This is a genomic window from Sphingomonas sp. TF3 (genome assembly GCF_003985085.1).
Lineage (GTDB): Bacteria > Pseudomonadota > Alphaproteobacteria > Sphingomonadales > Sphingomonadaceae > Sphingomonas.
The window spans coordinates 11,985-28,893 of the sequence record NZ_RWKS01000022.1 but is presented as its reverse complement, the minus strand read 5'-3'; the positions used below and the strand labels follow the sequence as shown (position 1 = coordinate 28,893).

The 16,909-nt window shown below is 62.9% G+C and carries 14 protein-coding genes; 2 read left to right on the top strand and 12 right to left on the bottom strand.

Annotation, left to right across the window (positions count from 1 at the left end):
- Nucleotides 1–107: 107 nt before the first annotated feature.
- The 8 genes from EJC47_RS16895 to EJC47_RS16860 form a co-directional block, all read right to left on the bottom strand.
- Nucleotides 108–608, bottom strand: coding sequence for an SRPBCC family protein (locus tag EJC47_RS16895; protein WP_010405572.1), 501 nt, complete (start codon nt 606–608; stop codon nt 108–110).
- 146 nt (nt 609–754) lie between these two features.
- Nucleotides 755–1,102, bottom strand: coding sequence for a DUF190 domain-containing protein (locus EJC47_RS16890; protein ID WP_033963078.1), 348 nt, complete (start codon nt 1,100–1,102; stop codon nt 755–757).
- Complete coding sequence (locus EJC47_RS16885) at nt 1,102–4,356, bottom strand: efflux RND transporter permease subunit (RefSeq protein WP_126849020.1); 3,255 nt, start codon at nt 4,354–4,356, stop codon at nt 1,102–1,104. Before EJC47_RS16885 ends, EJC47_RS16890 begins: the two co-directional genes overlap by 1 nt.
- Nucleotides 4,357–4,359: 3 nt before the next feature.
- Nucleotides 4,360–5,526 (bottom strand): efflux RND transporter periplasmic adaptor subunit, encoded by a 1,167-nt coding sequence (locus EJC47_RS16880; protein ID WP_010405569.1) that lies wholly within the window; start codon nt 5,524–5,526, stop codon nt 4,360–4,362.
- Complete coding sequence (locus tag EJC47_RS16875; RefSeq protein WP_010405568.1) at nt 5,526–6,878, bottom strand: TolC family protein; 1,353 nt, start codon at nt 6,876–6,878, stop codon at nt 5,526–5,528. Before EJC47_RS16875 ends, EJC47_RS16880 begins: the two co-directional genes overlap by 1 nt.
- Before the next feature lie 65 nt (nt 6,879–6,943).
- The gene (locus EJC47_RS16870; RefSeq protein ID WP_081988561.1) at nt 6,944–7,294 is read right to left on the bottom strand and encodes a hypothetical protein; all 351 of its coding nucleotides are present in this window, start codon (nt 7,292–7,294) and stop codon (nt 6,944–6,946) included.
- A gap of 170 nt (nt 7,295–7,464) precedes the next feature.
- A complete protein-coding gene (locus EJC47_RS16865; protein ID WP_029622657.1) occupies nt 7,465–9,402 on the bottom strand; it encodes a cytochrome c/FTR1 family iron permease in 1,938 nt (645 codons plus the stop codon).
- A gap of 140 nt (nt 9,403–9,542) precedes the next feature.
- On the bottom strand, nt 9,543–9,962 hold the full coding sequence (locus tag EJC47_RS16860) for a MerR family transcriptional regulator (RefSeq protein WP_010405566.1): 420 nt from the start codon (nt 9,960–9,962) through the stop codon (nt 9,543–9,545).
- A 67-nt stretch (nt 9,963–10,029) separates the two neighbouring features.
- Between EJC47_RS16860 and EJC47_RS16855 the strand changes: the two genes are divergently transcribed.
- Both EJC47_RS16855 and EJC47_RS16850 read left to right on the top strand, forming a co-directional pair.
- Nucleotides 10,030–12,552 (top strand): heavy metal translocating P-type ATPase, encoded by a 2,523-nt coding sequence (locus EJC47_RS16855; RefSeq protein ID WP_249340854.1) that lies wholly within the window; start codon nt 10,030–10,032, stop codon nt 12,550–12,552.
- 140 nt (nt 12,553–12,692) lie between these two features.
- Nucleotides 12,693–13,490 carry an undecaprenyl-diphosphate phosphatase gene (locus tag EJC47_RS16850; RefSeq protein ID WP_260591637.1) on the top strand — a complete coding sequence of 266 codons (798 nt, stop codon included), beginning with the start codon at nt 12,693–12,695 and terminating at the stop codon, nt 13,488–13,490.
- A 229-nt stretch (nt 13,491–13,719) separates the two neighbouring features.
- On the opposite strand, the gene EJC47_RS16845 is transcribed toward EJC47_RS16850, so the two are convergent.
- From EJC47_RS16845 to EJC47_RS16830, 4 genes are all read right to left on the bottom strand, one after another.
- On the bottom strand, nt 13,720–13,956 hold the full coding sequence (locus EJC47_RS16845; protein WP_010405563.1) for a copper-binding protein: 237 nt from the start codon (nt 13,954–13,956) through the stop codon (nt 13,720–13,722).
- Nucleotides 13,957–14,269: 313 nt separating this feature from the next.
- Nucleotides 14,270–15,502, bottom strand: coding sequence for an aspartyl protease family protein (locus tag EJC47_RS16840; protein ID WP_231564856.1), 1,233 nt, complete (start codon nt 15,500–15,502; stop codon nt 14,270–14,272).
- A 119-nt stretch (nt 15,503–15,621) separates the two neighbouring features.
- Nucleotides 15,622–16,362, bottom strand: a complete 741-nt coding sequence (locus EJC47_RS16835) for a transporter (RefSeq protein ID WP_126849019.1) — start codon at nt 16,360–16,362, stop codon at nt 15,622–15,624.
- A 112-nt stretch (nt 16,363–16,474) separates the two neighbouring features.
- Entirely contained in the window at nt 16,475–16,873 is a 399-nt protein-coding gene (locus EJC47_RS16830; protein WP_033963081.1) for a MerR family transcriptional regulator, read from the bottom strand.
- Nucleotides 16,874–16,909 lie beyond the last annotated feature (36 nt).

Genomic DNA, 16,909 nt, shown 5'->3' with positions numbered 1-16,909 from the left:
GCACAACAGACCTTGTGAGGTTCTGTTCTCTACCATGACGACACCCTTTCTTTTGGATTTAAGAAGCAAATGACGATCAGCCAATGTCCGCCGCGTTCGACAGCGTGTCAGTCATTGGCGGCATTGCGAGCAGCGGGCGGTTTAATCGGCCGTGGGCGGTTTCGCGTGGATCGCCCCGGCAATCGGGACTGACGGCGCAGAAGGGCCAAAAAAGCCGCATCCTGCTGACGCATGGTCCGGCGCAGGCCCTTGCGCATCATGCGGCCGACCAAGGCGCCGACGATACCCCGACATTCGACTGAATGGTGAACACAGACGCCGTTCGCGATAGGCTCGATCTCGTAGCGTTCGTCCAGGGTGAGAAAACCTCGCACACCCATCTGCCATCCGATGAGCTGGGGTTTCGTCAGCCGGTTGATGATCATTTGCGTCGTCATTTTCCGATCGCCGCCGAACAGGAGCCATGTCACATCGATTTCGGCACCACGTTCGGCCTCGCCCGCGATGCGATATACGGGGTGCCATCGTGCAAAGCTCCTTAGATCGGAGATCAGCGACCAAACGCGGAGCGCTGACATGTTGAAATCGAAACTCGTCTCTTCCTTCATGACTGCCTGTCCTGTCGGGGCCCGACACGGCCGAACCGGAGGCCGCGCAAAAGCGGCCTCCTCCCCGATTAAGCGGGAAATTGATGGGAGCTGCGTGGACGCCAGGGGCTGGTACGGACCAGGCCCCGGTGCGTGCGGGCCGATCCTCATTGGCTAGGGCTTTCCAGCGTTTTACTGGCCTTGCCCCCGATGACCTCTACGGCTTCGAGAGTGATGAGGCCGATGTCAGGCACATCATCCAGACTGGCAACGAACGCGCGCAACGCATCCTCAAAATCGACGATCTCGATCACCACGGCTCGATCACTTTCGAGCACATGGCGGCGGTGGACGTGCGACGACGCCCCAAACCCGATCAGCGCCTCAAGCACCGTGAGACCCGCCATCTTCCGATCGCGCGCCAGCGAGGCGACATGTTCGAAAACCTTGCGATCGCCGATATAGGCCGCTTCGTCTGTGTAGATCCGCAGCAATTTTCGAGCGGGTTGTCCCATCACGCTTCTCCTATCAAAGGGGCAGGATCCTCGTCGTGCGGGGTGCTACCCTCTTGTTCTTTTTGGTCCTGGGTTCGCCCGAGGATCACTTTCGCGAGCGCCGGCAGCACGAGCAAGGTAAGGATAGTTGCCGCAATCAGGCCGCCGATCACGACCGTCGCAAGCGGCTTCTGGACCTCAGCGCCGGTACCGTGCGCGAGCGCCATCGGCACGAAGCCGATCGCCGGCACGAACCCCGTCATGATGACCGCGCGCATCTTCTCGGCCATGCCTTCGCGAATCGCCTGCGCGATAGGCAGTCCACCTTCACTCCGGTCTCGGATCGCCGTCATGACGACAAGCCCGTTTAGCACCGCCACGCCGGCGAGGCAGATGAACCCAACCGCCGCCGACACCGAAAAGTTGATGCCCGTCAGCGCCAGTGTGAACACGCCGCCGGCGAGGCCCAGTGGAACCGCCAGGAACACCGATGCCGCCCTGCCGAACCCGCCGAGCGCCATATAGAGGAGCCCGAAGATGGCCAGGAAGCAAAGTGGAACGACGATCGACAGTCGTTTGGACGCTGCAGCCAGGTTCTCGAACTGGCCACCCCACTCAAGATAGTAGCCGGCCGGTAGCTTGATCTGCGCGATCTTTGCCTGCGCCTCCTGTACGAACGACCCGGCATCTCGACCGCCCAGGTTAACCTGAACAACGACGCGACGCTTGCCGTTCTCGCGGCTGATCTGGTTCAGACCCTCGGTCAGCCGGATTTGCGCGACTTGCGCCAGTGGCACCTGCCCACGCGGACGACCCGCTACCTCGGGTAGCAGCACCGGCAACGAGCGGATGTCGTCGAGATTGGCACGGGTCGCATCTGGCACACGCACGGTGATATCAAAACGCCGATCGCCCTCGTACACACGCCCGGACTCACGACCGCCGAGTCCAGCCGCAACGGTATCCGCGACATCGCGGATGGTCAGGCCGTACCGCGCGATCGCCGCGCGATTGAGCTTTACGTCGAGCGCTGGCGCGCCCCCGACCTGTTCGGCCTTGACGCTCGCCGCGCCGGGTACCGTCTGGAGCACCCGCACCATTTCGCCAGCGGTCTGCGCCATCTTGTCAAGATCGTCGCCGTAGATCTTGATCGCGACGTCGCCGCGGACGCCCGCGATCAGCTCGTTGAAACGGAGCTGGATCGGCTGACTGACCTCATAAAGATTGCCGAGCAGTCCGCCGGTCGCCTTTTGGATCTTGGCAACGATGTCGGCCTTGGTCGTGCCCTTGGCCCATTCCTCCTTCTCCTTCAGGATCACAAACCCGTCCGAGACGTTCGGCGGCGCCGGGTCAGTTGCGGCTTCCGCGATGCCCGTCTTGGAGAACATCAACGCGACTTCCGGCACCTTTATCACCGCCTCCTCGACCTTGCGTTCCATCAACAGCGATTGTTCGAGGCTGACCGAGGGCACGCGCGTAGACGCGAAGGCGAGATTTTTCTCGTCGAGCTGGGGGATGAACTCGGAACCGAGCAGTCCAAAGGCGGGGATCGCCGCCAGGAAGAAGGCAAGCCCGCCGATGATGAACGGCCACGGCTTGGCGATCGCCCTGTCGAGCAGTGGAAGGTAGCGCTCTTTGGACTTGCGGATCAGCCACACATCCTTCTCCGCGACCTTGCCGCGGATCAGGATTGCGACCAGCGCCGGAACCAGCGTGATCGCCAGCACGAACGCCGCCACCAACGCGAGCATGATCGTGATCGCCATCGGCGAAAACGTCTTGCCTTCGGTGCCGGTGAAGGTCAGCAGCGGTGCAAATGCCAGGAGGATGATGGCCTGACCAAAAACGGTCGGCTTGATCATCTCCTGCGCGGCCCGCATGGTCTCCTCCAGCCGCTCCCTGACCGAAAGCAGCCTTCCCTCATGTTCTTGCCTATGCGCCAATCGGGCGAGGCAGTTTTCGATGATGATGACCGCGCCATCGACGATCAGCCCAAAGTCAAGCGCGCCCAGGCTCATCAAATTGCCGGGGACGTTGAACGCGTTCATTCCCATGGCCATCATCAGGAACGAGAACGGGATTACCAGCGTCGCGATCACCGCGGCGCGCCAGTTGCCGAGCAGCAGGAACAGCGACGCCGCGACGAGGATCGCGCCTTCGGTCAGGTTGCGCTGGACCGTGGCCACCGTTGCCCCGACCAGCGCCGCGCGGTTCAGCACCACCTTAACCTGGATGCCGGGCGGCAACGTCTTTGCTATCTGATCGAGCTTGGTAGTCGCCTGTTCGGCCACGACCCGGCTGTTCTGTCCAATCAGCATCAGCACCGTGCCGATGACCGCTTCGCGGCCGTTCATGCTGCCAGCGCCGGTACGCAGGTCACCGCCAACACGAACGTTGGCGATCTGGCCGATCGTGATCGGCGTCCCGCCCCGCGTAGCGGCGACCGCGTTGCGGATTTCGTCAACGGTACGCACGCGGGAGTCGACGCGCACAAGGTACGCTTCACCACCGCGGTTGTAGTAGTTCGCGCCCACCGCGAGATTTGCGTTCTCGAGAGCTTGGCCAAGTTCACTATAGGAGATGCCATAGCTGGCTAGTTTCGTCGGATCAGGCTCAACCACGAATGTCTTAGCGAAGCCGCCGATCGAGTCGACGCCGGCAACGCCCTTAACCGAGCGAAGCTGCGGACCGATGATCCAGTCTTGGACAGTTCGCAGATAGCTCGCCTTGGCCACCGCGTCCGTTAGTCGTTCGCCTTCGGGCGTCAGATAGCTGCCGTCAGGCTGCCAGCCGGGTTGGCCGGCGACCTTTTTCGCGCCCCTGCCGTCCGGATTGGCGTAGCCGACCGTATACATGACGATCTCGCCGAGGCCGGTCGAGACCGGCCCGACCTGCGGCTGCACACCGTCCGGCAATTTTTCGGCCGCTTGGCGCAGGCGCTCACCGACCTGCTGGCGCGCGAAATAGAGGTCGGTGCTGTCGGTGAAGATCGCACTGACCTGGCTGAAGCCGTTGCGCGAGATCGAACGTGTGGTTTCTAGCCCGGGAATGCCTGCGAGCGCAATTTCGACTGGATAGGTGACGAGCTTTTCGATTTCGACCGGCGACAGCCGCGGATCGATCGTGTTGATCTGAACCTGTTTGGTAGTGATGTCGGGCACCGCGTCGATCGGCAGCTTGGAAAGCTGCCACACGCCGAGGCCGGCGATGACGAGGAACAATGCGAGGACCGTCCAGCGTGCGCGGACGGAGAGCGCCATGAGATTTGCGATCATGATCTATTCTTCCTCGCCCGCGCCCTTGCCGAGTTCGGCCTTGAGCAGAAATGCGTTTTTGGTTGCGACTTGGCTGCCTGCCGCGAGACCCTTCAGGATCTCGACCCGGCCGTTGCTGCGTTGTCCGATCGTGATGGTCTGAGCCTTGAAGCCCCGCGCGGTCCGCACGAACACGATGTCACGCCCCTCGAGCGTCTGCACCGCATCCTCCGGCACCACGATCGCATTGCTAGTCGTGCCGCCTCCGCTCGGTAGGAGCCGCACGCGCACCGCGAGCCCTGGCTGAAGGCTGCCCGTCACATCGAGGACAGCAGTCGCCGAGCGCGTGTCATTGGCGAGGCCAGGCGTGACGGCGCGCACCCGTGCTTCCACGGTTCGGCCGTCGGGCAATTCGATAATCGCCCGATCGCCGGGCGATAGCCGCTGTGCATCGGTCGGTCCGACCGCGGCCTCGACCTGTATCTTCGACGCATCGGCGACGCGCATCAGCTCGGTCTCGGGCTGGACAAAGGCGCCCAAGCTTACGTTCTCCGAGGTAACGCGGCCGGAAATCGGGCTGGACACCAACACGCCGCGGCCATCGGACGTCACCCGTGCGGCCCCTGCCGCCACGCTGGCGCGGCGCGCCTCAGCCACAGCAGACGCGGCCTCGGCTTCTGCCTGTTCAAGCTCGACCCGCGCCGAGACCTTCTGGCGGAATAGATATTGCTCGCGGGCGAGTGCCTTTTGCGCCAGCGTCGATTTCGCAGCGGCAGCTGTGCGATCGGCAGCAAACTGCGCCGCGTCCCGGCTTTCGACGACGGCGAGCGTTTCGCCGGCACGCACCGGATCACCGAGCCGCTTCATCAATCGCGTGACCGCGCCGCCTGCGCGGGCGGTCACGATCGCTTCGCCTTGCGGTGATGCGCTGACTGTCGCCTGCGCTACGATTTCCGCGCCGAGCCCGCTGGGATTGATCGTCTCGACGGCAATACCGGCCTGCTGGACCGCTTGCGCGGTCATCGCCACCGTGTCGGGGTTTTTTTTCTCCTCTTTAGGGGCGGCGGTGTTGCCGCTTGCCGCTTCGGTCGCGGCAGGTTCACTCGCGGTCCAGCGTGCGATCCCGAAGCCGCCAAGTGCGGCGACGATCGCGACAGCCGCCGCACCGCCAAGAAAGCGCTTATCGTTCATCATCGATCATCTCCGGAAATCGTCGGGGCCGGCGTCGTGAGCCGGTCGAGCCGGGCCTGCGCGTCGTGGTACGCCGCAAGCGCATCGACGTAGGTCTGGCGGGTCTGTGAAAGCGTGCGCTCGGCATCGAGGAGCGCGATCTGGTCGAACTTGCCCTGCGTCCAACCGATCCGCGCTATGCGGGCGGCCTCCTGTGCCGCCGCCAGTCCCGGCCCGCCCGCCGCTCGCGCGGTCGCAGCGGCGTTCGCCACTTCGGTTTGTGCGCTAGCGATCTGTTGCCGGGTATCGATCACGGCGAGGTTGCGCAGCGCGATCGCCTGCGTCTGTTCAGAGCGTGACTGCGCCACGAAGGCGCTGCCGTTGTTGAAGAACGGGATCGGGATCGAAATGCCGACGACCGCGGCGGTGTCGTTGGTCGCCGCCAGTCGGCGGGCGGAGGCGCTGACCGTTACGTCAGGAACCCGCAACGACCGAGCCACGCGAACCTGCGCATCCGCGGTGCGAACATCCGCTTCCGCAGCAACCAAGGCGAGCGTCCCATCAACATCGACGGGCCGGGGCGGTCCGTAATCAGCGATCCGCTCGAACCAGGCGCGATCGAGTGGGCCCATCACCGGCACCGACAACAATGTCTCAAGGTTTGCACGCGCCGCCTGTGCCTGCCGGGCCGCGATATCGGCTGCGACCTGCGCATTGATGCGCAGCACATCGGCGCGCTGTTGCTCGATCGGACCTACATCGCCGGCCTTGACGCGCTCGCTTGAGACCCGGAACGCGTTGTTGGCGATCCCTGCCTGCTCGCTCAGCACTTCGGCACGGCGCTCGGCGGCGGCGGCTTCGATATAGAGCTGCGTAATCCGCAAGCGGAGATCCGCCTTCGCGATTTCAGCCTGGACTTGCGCGCGACTGAGGCGTGCGGTTGCAAGCGCGACACGCGCTGGCCGCTTGCCGCCCAACTCTAGCGGGAGCGCCACGCCAACCGTCGTCTCGGAGCTTCGCAAACCCTTGTAGACGCCGGTCCCCGCAAGATTCTCAACCTGCGCCTGCACTTCTGGGTTGGGGCGCAAGCCTGCGACACGCCGCGCCGCGGTCGCGGCATCGACGCCGGCCGTGGCCGCCGCGATCGACGGAAGTGGAGCCGATCCGCTCCCCCCCGATGCCGCGCCGTTGTCGAGGACGGCCGACGGGATGGATGGCATGCCGCCCGCAGCGAGAGCGTTCTCGAGCGAGAACGCATCGGCCGATTGTGACGAAGTGGTCGCCGCCGGAATGCCGGGCGGCGTTGTTGTTTGCGCCCCGGCCGCACCGGCAAGGGACGCCGCGACCATGACGGCCGCGATTGTACGATACATGGATGATAACTCCTGACGAACCGGGTTCGCCCCGCGCGGCAATTGCCGGCGAGGTCAGCGGATCCTCAGGCTTGGGGAGGCCTCAGCGCCGGATCGGCGGTAGAGAGCGGCCGCATGGAATGACTCGCGAAGACGGGGGCGACCCGAAGATCGCGCGTCAGTGCTGCGTTGGTAGCCTTGACCGGCGCTGCGACGTGATCGCCATGGCAACCACCGTGATGATGAGGATAGCCCTTGTCGCTATCAGAAGGCACTTGGTCGGCGTCGCCAGGTACATGGCCTAACGCAACTTCGTCCACGCGCGCCTCATGGGATGAAGCGCTAACATCCGGTCGCTCCAGCACATGCGCAGTCGCCGTCGTTCCCAAGGAGAGGGCGATCGTCAAATACGCAAGGATGTTCAGCAGGCGTCGCACGGATCACGCTCTAACAGGAACGCAGGTAACGGGCTAGTCCGCTCGTCGCATGAAGAAATAAAGCCGTCATCGGAAAGTCTGCAATAAAATAGGACGTGCCTTGCGCCATATCGGGATCGCCTCGGCACGCACCCACTCGCCTAGGAATATACACGCGCGTTCGGGCTGCATCAGCCGGTGGCCGCAGCGGCTCGGCGCCGGTTGAGGATGAACCCGCCGATTACCGCGATGAACATCAGGAGCTGAGCCGCCATCGATTGCAAGGTCGGGAAGATACCGAGCATAGAAACGCGGATCCCGCCGCCAAGCGGCGCAATGTCGATGATGCCGGCTTCCTGTAGCGCCGACACGCCCTTGCCGGCGAGGACTACGGTGAGGATGGCCATCAGCCAAGCACTGTAGGCAAAGAATTTCGCGATCGGCAGGGCGCGGCTGTAGCGCAACATGGCCCAGGCAATGAGCCCGAGCAGAACGACCGCCGAGCCGGCGCCCGCCAACATCATGCCGCCATTGCCCTGGGTCCAGAGCGCGGCATAGAACAGCATCGTCTCGAACACCTCGCGATAAACGACGATGAAGGCCAGGCCGAACAGGAACCAGGCCGACTGCTTCGACAATGCGTGCGATATCTTCTCGCGGATGTAGCGCTGCCATTGGTCCGCCTGCGCCTTGCCGTGCATCCAGATCCCCACTGAGAGCAGGACGACAGCCGCGAACAGCGACCCGAACCCTTCGGTAAGCTCCCGGCTCGCGCCGCTGATCCCGATCGCATAGGTCGCGATTCCCCATGTGACCGCGCCGACTATGAGCGCCCCGATCCAGCCGCCATGGACATAGGGCAGCACTTCAGGCCGCTCGGCCTTGCGGAGGAAAGCGATCATCGCGACGACGATCAGCAGGGCTTCGAGCCCCTCGCGCAGCAGAATGGTGAAGGCGCCCAGGAAGGTCGATGCGCTGCTCGCTGCGTCCGGGGACAATGCCGCGTCGGCATCGTCGAACAGGCCGTCGAGCACCTGGACGCGCGTGGCAACCTCGTCGGCGGGGCGACCTTGCTGGAGTGATGCCCGAAATTCGCCCATGGCGCTTTCGATGTGCCCCATGAGCGTTGCGTCGCGCGCGGTCAGCATCGGCTCGAGTGGCTCGAAGCCATCGAGATAAGCCGAAAGCGCGAGTTCCTGGGCAGCGTGACGGTCGCCACCGCGGTACGCGGCAAGGCTCCGTGCCAGTTTTTCGCGCGCGATGGTCAGCGAGCCGGGTGCCTGCCGGATCACCGCGTCCGGGTGACGGCGCAGATAGGCGATCACCGCGTCGGCCTTGGCAGGTCCGATCGTCTTGGCAAGCACCTCCGGGGTCAGTCCCGCCAGTGTTGTCAGGTCGGGGATCATGTGCCGCAGGCCGGGATCGGATTTCCACAGCCGCTCGCCCTGGCTTGCAAGGGCGTCGGGAAAGGCAAAGCGACCGGCATAGAAGGCCAACGCCCAGCGATCATCGCTCGGCAAGGTCGCAAAGCTTTGCATCGCCGTGCCGTCGATGCCCTGGTCGATGACCTGGTACAGCGCGAAGGGACTGCGTTGCCGCGCGCGCGTTATTTCGCTGAAGGCGATCGGCGGCGTGGTGAGCTTCGCCGCGTCGGGGCCATGCCCATCCCCGGTCATGCCGTGACAACTCGCGCAATTCTGCGCGAACAACGTGGCGCCGCGGGCGAGGTCGGGCGCCTTGCCCGGCGCGAGCGGCACGGGATAGGCCTTGAGCAGATCGGCGGCGAGGCCATGGGCGATGCGGGCGACCTCTTCGGGCGTTCCCTTCGCGGCGATGACGCCCTGAAGTCGAGCTGCGCCCGCGATCAGCTTCCCGCGCGCCGGCGTGGGCGACAGCGTCGAAAGGCGAGTCGATACCGAGGCCGCGAATTCGGTCATCTCGGCATATTCGGAAGGACTCTTCACCCGTCCGCCGCTGACAGCACCGCCATAGTCGACCGCCATATAATCAAGTAGCCGCCATGCCGTCTGGACGTCGGTCGTTTGGGCATGGGCCGCGACGCTTGTGCCAAGGGCAAACAAGAGGGCGCCGAGCACCGCCAGCGCGCGGCGCAACGAGACCGTCCGCAAGAGAATCGACAAAGGGCTGTTTGAAGGCGTAAACATGCGCAACGTCTACACCCTCTAGCCGCTAGAGGGTCAAGTGGTTTTGCGACTTGTTTGCATTAGCTGCTGGCAATTGCGAACGGTGGTATCATCAACCGCCCTGCTCAGCTGAACGTGGCGGAATCCGGCGCCAATGTCTCGATGATGCGGCACTCGGAAATAGTGCCCTGTCCGCACTGGACAATCACGTTGCTCAACTCGGACCTCAAAGTATTCAGATCGCGGAGCTTTCGGTCGATTTCGGCGAGATGCTCCCGCGCGATCGCGTCCACCGCCTTGCAAGAAATATCCTTCTGGTCGGCGAGCTTGAGCAACTCCTGAACCTGGTCGATCGAGAAACCCAGCGCGCGAGCCCTGCGAATGAAACTGAGCCGTGCGAGATGTTGGGCGGTGTAGGCGCGATAGTTGTTCTTTGTTCGGGCGGGCGCCGCCAACAAGCCGATGCTCTCATAATAGCGGATCGTCTCCACCTTGCTGTCGGTGGCTTTGGCGAGACTCCCGATGCTGAGCGGCTCGGTGGACATATCGTTTGACCCTCTAGTGACTTCAGACTGTATAGTGGGTGTCATGTCGAAAAGTCGAGGTGACGCAATGTTCGAGCAGACCGGGACGAGCCCCATAGCGATAGGGCGCCGGTGGCGCTTCAAGGTCCAGGGGCTAGACTGCCAGAATGAGGTTCGATTGCTCAGAGAAGCGCTTATCCCACTCGTTGGAGATGAGCGGTTTTTGTCGTTCCAGCCGAAGCTTGGCCTGCTCGACGTCGATGTCGCGTCCGGCCTCACAGTCGAAGCCGTGATCGCGGCCGTATCGACCACCGGGATGACCGCCGAGCTAGATGGTCAGAGCGGTATCTCAAAAGATGCCGCAGGAGCCGACGGTTGCAGAAGCTGCTCGGGTGAACCGGCGCCCGTTGCCCAGGCTCTCCCGGACCATCCGGACGGCGTCATTTTCGAAATCCATGGCATGGACTGCGGTGACGAAGTCGCGGTGCTCAAGCGCGAACTCGGTCCGATCGTAGGGCCGGAAAATCTGTCGTTCGATCTCATCAACGGTCGCATGTCGATCGCGAGCGGTGCCGATCTCTCTCTTCACGCCGACATCCTAAGGGCAGTCGAACGCACGGGGATGCGCGCCGAACTGTGGAAAGAAGGCGAGCGCAGTGCCGGTGCGCCAGAGGAGCAGCGGCGACGCCGGGTTCAGGCCGGGCTGACCATCGCAAGCGGCGCTTTGGTCCTGGTCGGTTTTGCGATTCACGCGCGCGCAAACGGCTTCGCTGCGGTACTGCACGAGAGTCTGGCGCGCGAGGCGCACCCCCCGGTTCTGGCGATGCTCGCTTATTCCTTGTCGGTCCTGTCGGCAGTTCGATACGTCGCACCCAAGGCGATCCTCGCGGCGCGGCGACTCCGGCCGGACATGAACCTGCTCATGCTGGTCGCGGTGGCGGGTGCCCTCGGCATCGGCCAATGGTTCGAAGCGGCGACTGTCGCATTTTTCTTCGCCCTTGCGCTGGCGCTTGAGGCATGGAGCCTGGGACGTGCCCGCCGTGCCGTCGCCGCACTTATGGAAATCGCGCCGGATTCTGCCCGGATACGAGATGCGGCAGGCGTCGAGAAGGACGTACCCGTTGCCGAAGTTGCGGTCGGAACCCATGTGATCGTTCCCCCGGGCGGAAAGATACCGCTCGACGGCTATGTGGTTGCGGGGACGAGCGCGGTCAATCAGGCGCCAATCACGGGCGAAAGCGTACCCGTTACGGTGACGCAAGACGCGGTGGTCTATGCCGGGACCATCAACGGCATGGGCGCGCTCGAGATCGTAACCACCCGGCCAGCCTCCGACACCACGCTCGCGCGTATCGTGCGCATGGTCGGCGAGGCGCAGAGCAAACGGGCTCCGAGCGAACAGTGGGTGGAACGCTTCGCGCGGATATACACGCCGGTCGTGATGGCGCTTTCCCTGGCGGCATTCCTCGTGCCGCCGCTTCTGCTCGGGGGAAGTTGGGCCGCATGGTTCTATCAAGCGCTGGTGTTGCTCGTCATCGCCTGTCCCTGCGCCCTGGTCATCTCGACCCCTGTCAGCATAGTCGCAGGATTGACCGGCGCGGCCCGGCGGGGCGTGCTGATCAAGGGAGGTGTCCATCTGGAAACGCCTGCCCGCCTCACGGCGATTGCGATGGACAAGACCGGCACACTCACGCTTGGCCGCCCCAAGGTGATCGAAATCATACCGATCGGCACCCGGAGCGAATCTGAGTTACTGTCATTTGCTGCTGCCGTTGAAGCCCGCAGCGAACACCCCATTGCGCGCGCAATCCTCGCCATTGCAGCGGAGCGCGGCATAGACGTGGTCCCCGCGAAAGACGTGACGGCTGTCCCGGGCCTAGGGGTTGTTGGCAAGATCAATGATCGCCACGTCTGGGTCGGTTCTGCCATCTATCTTGAACAGAGGCTCGGCGGCGGCGACAGCGAAAAACTGACAACCGCCTTGAAACGTATCGCTGGAGCCGGACTGACTGGAATCGCGGTCTGGGAATCCATGACAGTGATCGGGTTGATCGCGGTGGGTGATGCGGTGCGACCTGAAGCAAGACTAATCGTTGCACAATTACACGCCCTTGGCATCGCTCAAGTGGTCATGCTCACGGGAGATGCTCGCGCGCCGGCCGAAGCGATCGCGCATGAAACCGGCGTGGATGAGGTTTACGCCGAGCTGCTTCCCGAACAGAAGGTCGAGGCGATAGAAAGACTGGTGGCGCAGCACGGCCTTGTTGCCATGGTCGGTGACGGCGTCAACGACGCGCCGGCGATGGCGCGGGCGAGCCTCGGCATCGCGATGGGCGCGATTGGGAGTGATGCGGCGATCGAGACGGCCGACATCGCACTGATGCAGGACGATCTCTCCCAGCTACCGTGGCTCATTCGGCACTCACGAGCGACACTCACCATCATCCGGCAGAACATCGGCTTCTCGCTTGCGGTAAAGCTCGTCTTCGGGGGGCTGACGCTGCTTGGAATGGCGTCGCTCTGGGGCGCGATAGCAGCAGATGTCGGAGCATCGCTCCTGGTCGTGCTCAACGGGCTGCGTCTTATCGATCGCGACCAGCAGGCGCGATAGCCCGGTTACCGAGCGTCCCGAAGCCACGATCTTCGCTCTTCCATCCCGCAAAGGACTACATTGATATGGCCGGCCAATGTACCGCGAGCATCGACACGGGCTTTGTGACATTGGGCTATGCCAAGGTCGCCCTATTGGGCGTGGTGCAGGGCATTACCGAACTTCTGCCGATTTCGTCGACAGCCCATATGCGCGTCGTACCTGCCGTGCTGGGGTGGCGAGATCCGGGTTCGGCCTTTTCGGCCGCGATGCAGCTTGCGGCGCTCGCCGCCGTTATCAGCTATTTTTGGCGAGACGTTCGCCGTCTTGCGGTCGGGTCAGTGTCGGCGATCAGCCGCCGCGAATTCGCCGATCCCGATCTTCGTCTGGCGACCTGGATCGTGCTGGCAACGATTCCTATCGCGCTGGCGGGCGCGTTACTTTCGAGCAGCCTCAATACATGCAACTCACCCCTTCGCGCATTGCCGGTGATTGGCTGGGCGTGCATCTTGATGGCGGTGCTGATGGCGCTCACCGAAATCCTGGCACGCCACCGCCGCAGCGTCGAGAATGCATCACTGGTGGACGCGCTGCTCGTCGGCCTGGCCCAGGTCGGAGCCCTCATCCCAGGCGTCTCACGCTCCGGATCGACTCTCACCGCTGCGCTCGCACTCGGATTTAAGCGTGAAGAAGCTGCGCGCTTTTCATTCCTGTTGGGCATCCCGGCTATCGCTCTCGCCGGATTGAAGGAATTGTGGGAGCTGCACAAAGTCCACCTCGACATGCACGGCTGGTCCATTCTGGCGGTCGGCCTTGGCGTCGCAACCGTTTCAGCATTCGCGGCGATCTGGGCGCTAATGCGCGTCCTCGAGCGCTTCTCCGCCTGGCCCTTCGTCATCTATCGCGGAGTGCTTGGCGTTCTTCTGGTCATCGCGACCACCAACGCCTGGCTAGTCTAAGCGTCAGCCTCCCAACACATCGGGAAATTGGCATGGCAATGCCTCGTCGACGCATCGCGATGCCTATGCCTATGCCTATGCCTAGGAGGTTCACCCAATCTGGTATCAGGCGAATGGTCGTGCAGCTCAGTCAGATGTAGCCACAGTCCGATAAATACTAGATTTCGGCGACGATGAGAGGCGCCGTGACAGGTTCGCCGCTCTTGCAGCAACATCGATCAAATCGTGCTCAATTGGTAGCAGACAATGTTGTGATCAACGGGCATCCGACCTGATCGCCGACGTCGCAGGCACGAACGGTGTCGGCGGAATGGCCTTTGAACGCCATGGTCATTGCTGGCCAGCCCACCGCCAGTATCGGCCGATGCTGGATCGTGAGCTTGTTCGCCTTGGTATCGATCGCGGTGATGACATCGACACCCTGCCCCGTCGTGACGGCAGGCGCCTTCTTGTCCATGCCCGCCATACCGGCATGCCTTTCATATCTCCGCTCATGGATTGAGCGAGGGCCGGACCGGCGGAAGATGGCGGCGGTACGCAATGCGATGCGTAGCGCTCTTATGATGACTTCCTTTTGCTGAGAGGTTGGGGTCGTTTTGGAAGATGGACGTAGCGGCTTGCGCAGCAACAGCGGCTAAGCGGCCGCCAAAACGAACATTGACACCGGCGAGGCTGCCAGCATGCCACCGACTGAGTATGGCGATCCGGCTCATCACCTCCAAACCAGCGCCAGTCCCGAGCAGGACCTGTAGCTTCCCATTGCTTTCGTGTCGAGCTGCTCAGTAGTAGTCGGCAAGCTTTAGAACCCGCGTCGTTCCGTTCGCGAGCTTAAGCGTTACCCGGCTTCCTGCGGGGCCGTAGCGCCATTGCCAAAGCAATCCCCGCGTATAGGAGCTGTCGATAGGACGACCGTCCACGGCTACAACCTGCTCACCGACGGCCCACCCCGCCCGATCCGCAGGGCTGCCGGATGCCACATGCACGACAGTCAGGTCAGTAGTGGAGGCGGCGAGGCCGAGGCCGCTTCGATCCTTCAGCATCGGCAGGCGCGCCCGAGGAGGGGCGGAACGCAACCACAACTGTCCTTGAGACACGTCCAGTACGATGTCGAATTGTCCGAGCAACGGCATCCCCACATTCCCTACCGTGCTCACCGAGGTCCACCGATCAAGGGCGAGCGCCGGAACTAAGGCGCTCGAGAGCGCGCCCAGGCTCACCTTGTCGGCAACGAAGGCCTTGACGATTTGCACTCCCTCGACCCCGCCAAGGGCGGCGGTGGAGACGGTCTTGCCGACGAGAACGGAGTGCGCCTCGATATAGGCGGAGGATAGCATCAACGCCGACGAACTGCCGAAATCGAGCATCAGCGGCACCGGGTCCAGTCCGGCGATGGACGCGAGCACAAACAATTCCCGTTTGGCCCCGTGCCCGAGCGGAAGTACAGTCCATTCCGGACCCCCCACAAAGCTGGCGGTCTTCTCAAATGCAAACCGCCGTGTCGTGAAATCGAGCGCCAGGCAGCCACCCGCTAGTACGTCTGACCCGAGGATCATGTCGATCGGCCGACCAAAGGCGGCCGAAACCGCCCCCAAGTCTGCAACGACTGCGGAGGGGAGGACGGTAGCATGAGTGTCCAGCATCACCGCGACATTACGGACCAGACCAACCGGAGCCTTGCCGCCCAGGCCGTTGATCCGTCGCGGCTCCAGGTTCGTCAAGCCAAGCTTGGCCGCGAGCGGTTTGCTGATAATTGACGCGCCGCTTCCGCTGTCGAGCACCGCGTCGATTGCTACGCCGGACACCTTGGCCGGCACGATCAGCGTGTCGCCGGTTGCGACTTCTATCGGGCGCCAGACCGGAGGCGTAGCGAAGCCGCCCCAAGACCGACCCCGCTCGGTCCTCGCTGCCAATAGAGGAAGCGGAATGCTCGTCATGAGCCCGGCCCCGAGCCACATGATCGCCGCCCGCCGGTCAGCATGCCAAATCGTCTTGATTTCTTCCCTGGGTTCCACCGAATTTCCATTCGCTTCTCACGAGTCGCGGAGAGGTTCGAGCGTTGCTACATGCTCCAGCCCCTCAAGGATCAAGCCCCCCGACCGAAAATGATACGGCCATGCTGCGGGTTTAGCGATCAGAAGCGTTTCGAGAAGCCCGCCGCGAGAAAAGGATGAGGTGGTTTTGTGCCGGCGGCACCCGTCCCGACGCTAAGGTCAATCTGTATATCGTGCCCGATGATGTACGCGGCCCCAACGTCGAAGATCAACGAAGCACGTCCATTCTTCTCCTCGGCATATTGAAGCCCGGTGTCGACGAAAAAATTCAGGATCTTGCTCGGATTGTAGTTCAACGTAGCTGCGAACAGTCCGGCGGCATAGGAGCGCTTCGTGTCGTCCTCGTACACCGCCACGCCGACGTTGGGGTTCAATGACCATTTGTCGACAAAATTCCAGTCGGCCGCCAAGCGGAAATCCCCGGTTGCGCGCGAGTTACGAAAAGCACTGGAACCAGAAGGTGGAAAGACCCGAACGATTGCGCCGATTGATGGCTGGGTCGATCCCACTGCCTTGACGATATTGTACTTCAGACCAATCGAGGACGGCGCAAACCCGCTGCTGTCCGTATCGACTAGGGCCGGGTCGTGCTGGCGCTGCCGAGTGAACGTGTTGCCTTCGACACGGAACTCCCAGTTCTTGCTGAACCCATATCGCAGCAGCCTCGGAATAAAGGTCGTATGCTCTCGTTCATCGCCGTTGCTGCGATACTCGCGCTGGATAGCCGTCTCGAACTGAAAATGACCCCTGGCCAACCGTCGTGCTTCCATCCGCGATCCCGGGCCGATCGGGATTGATGAAGTCGTCGGAAGGGTCCGCATGAGCTGGAGCTGCCACTGCGAACGCCGCAACGATAATGAGCGTTGTTGATGTGCGAAGATGGCAATGGGGCATCGAAAACTTACTCCGCTCCTGGACGCAATCAGTCGGCACCTAAGCGGCTGGCCGCGCTATCGCTTGAATGACCCGGCACTCGGCCATCGTTCGGGCGCAGCACCCGCTCGCGCTCATGGCGCTCAGCTCGTCGCGCAAGGCAGAAAGCTGGCGAAGCCGATCCTCCACACCGACCAGGTGCCGCGCTGCGATTTCCGCTGCTTCCGCACAGTCGCGCTCCGGTTGATCGGCAAGCGCGAGGAGCGAACGAATTTCCTCGATCGAGAAACCGAGCCTTCGCCCGTTCCGCACGAAGTTCAGGCGATCCACGTCGCCGTCACCATAGGTGCGTCTGCCCGAGGATGTGCGCTCAGGTGTTTCGAGCACACCAATTTGCTCGTAAAAGCGGATCGTCGTCACCTTGGTCGCAGTCGCGCGCGCCAACTCACCAATCTTCATCTCGCATTTGCTCCAAATCATTTGCTGCCATCGAAC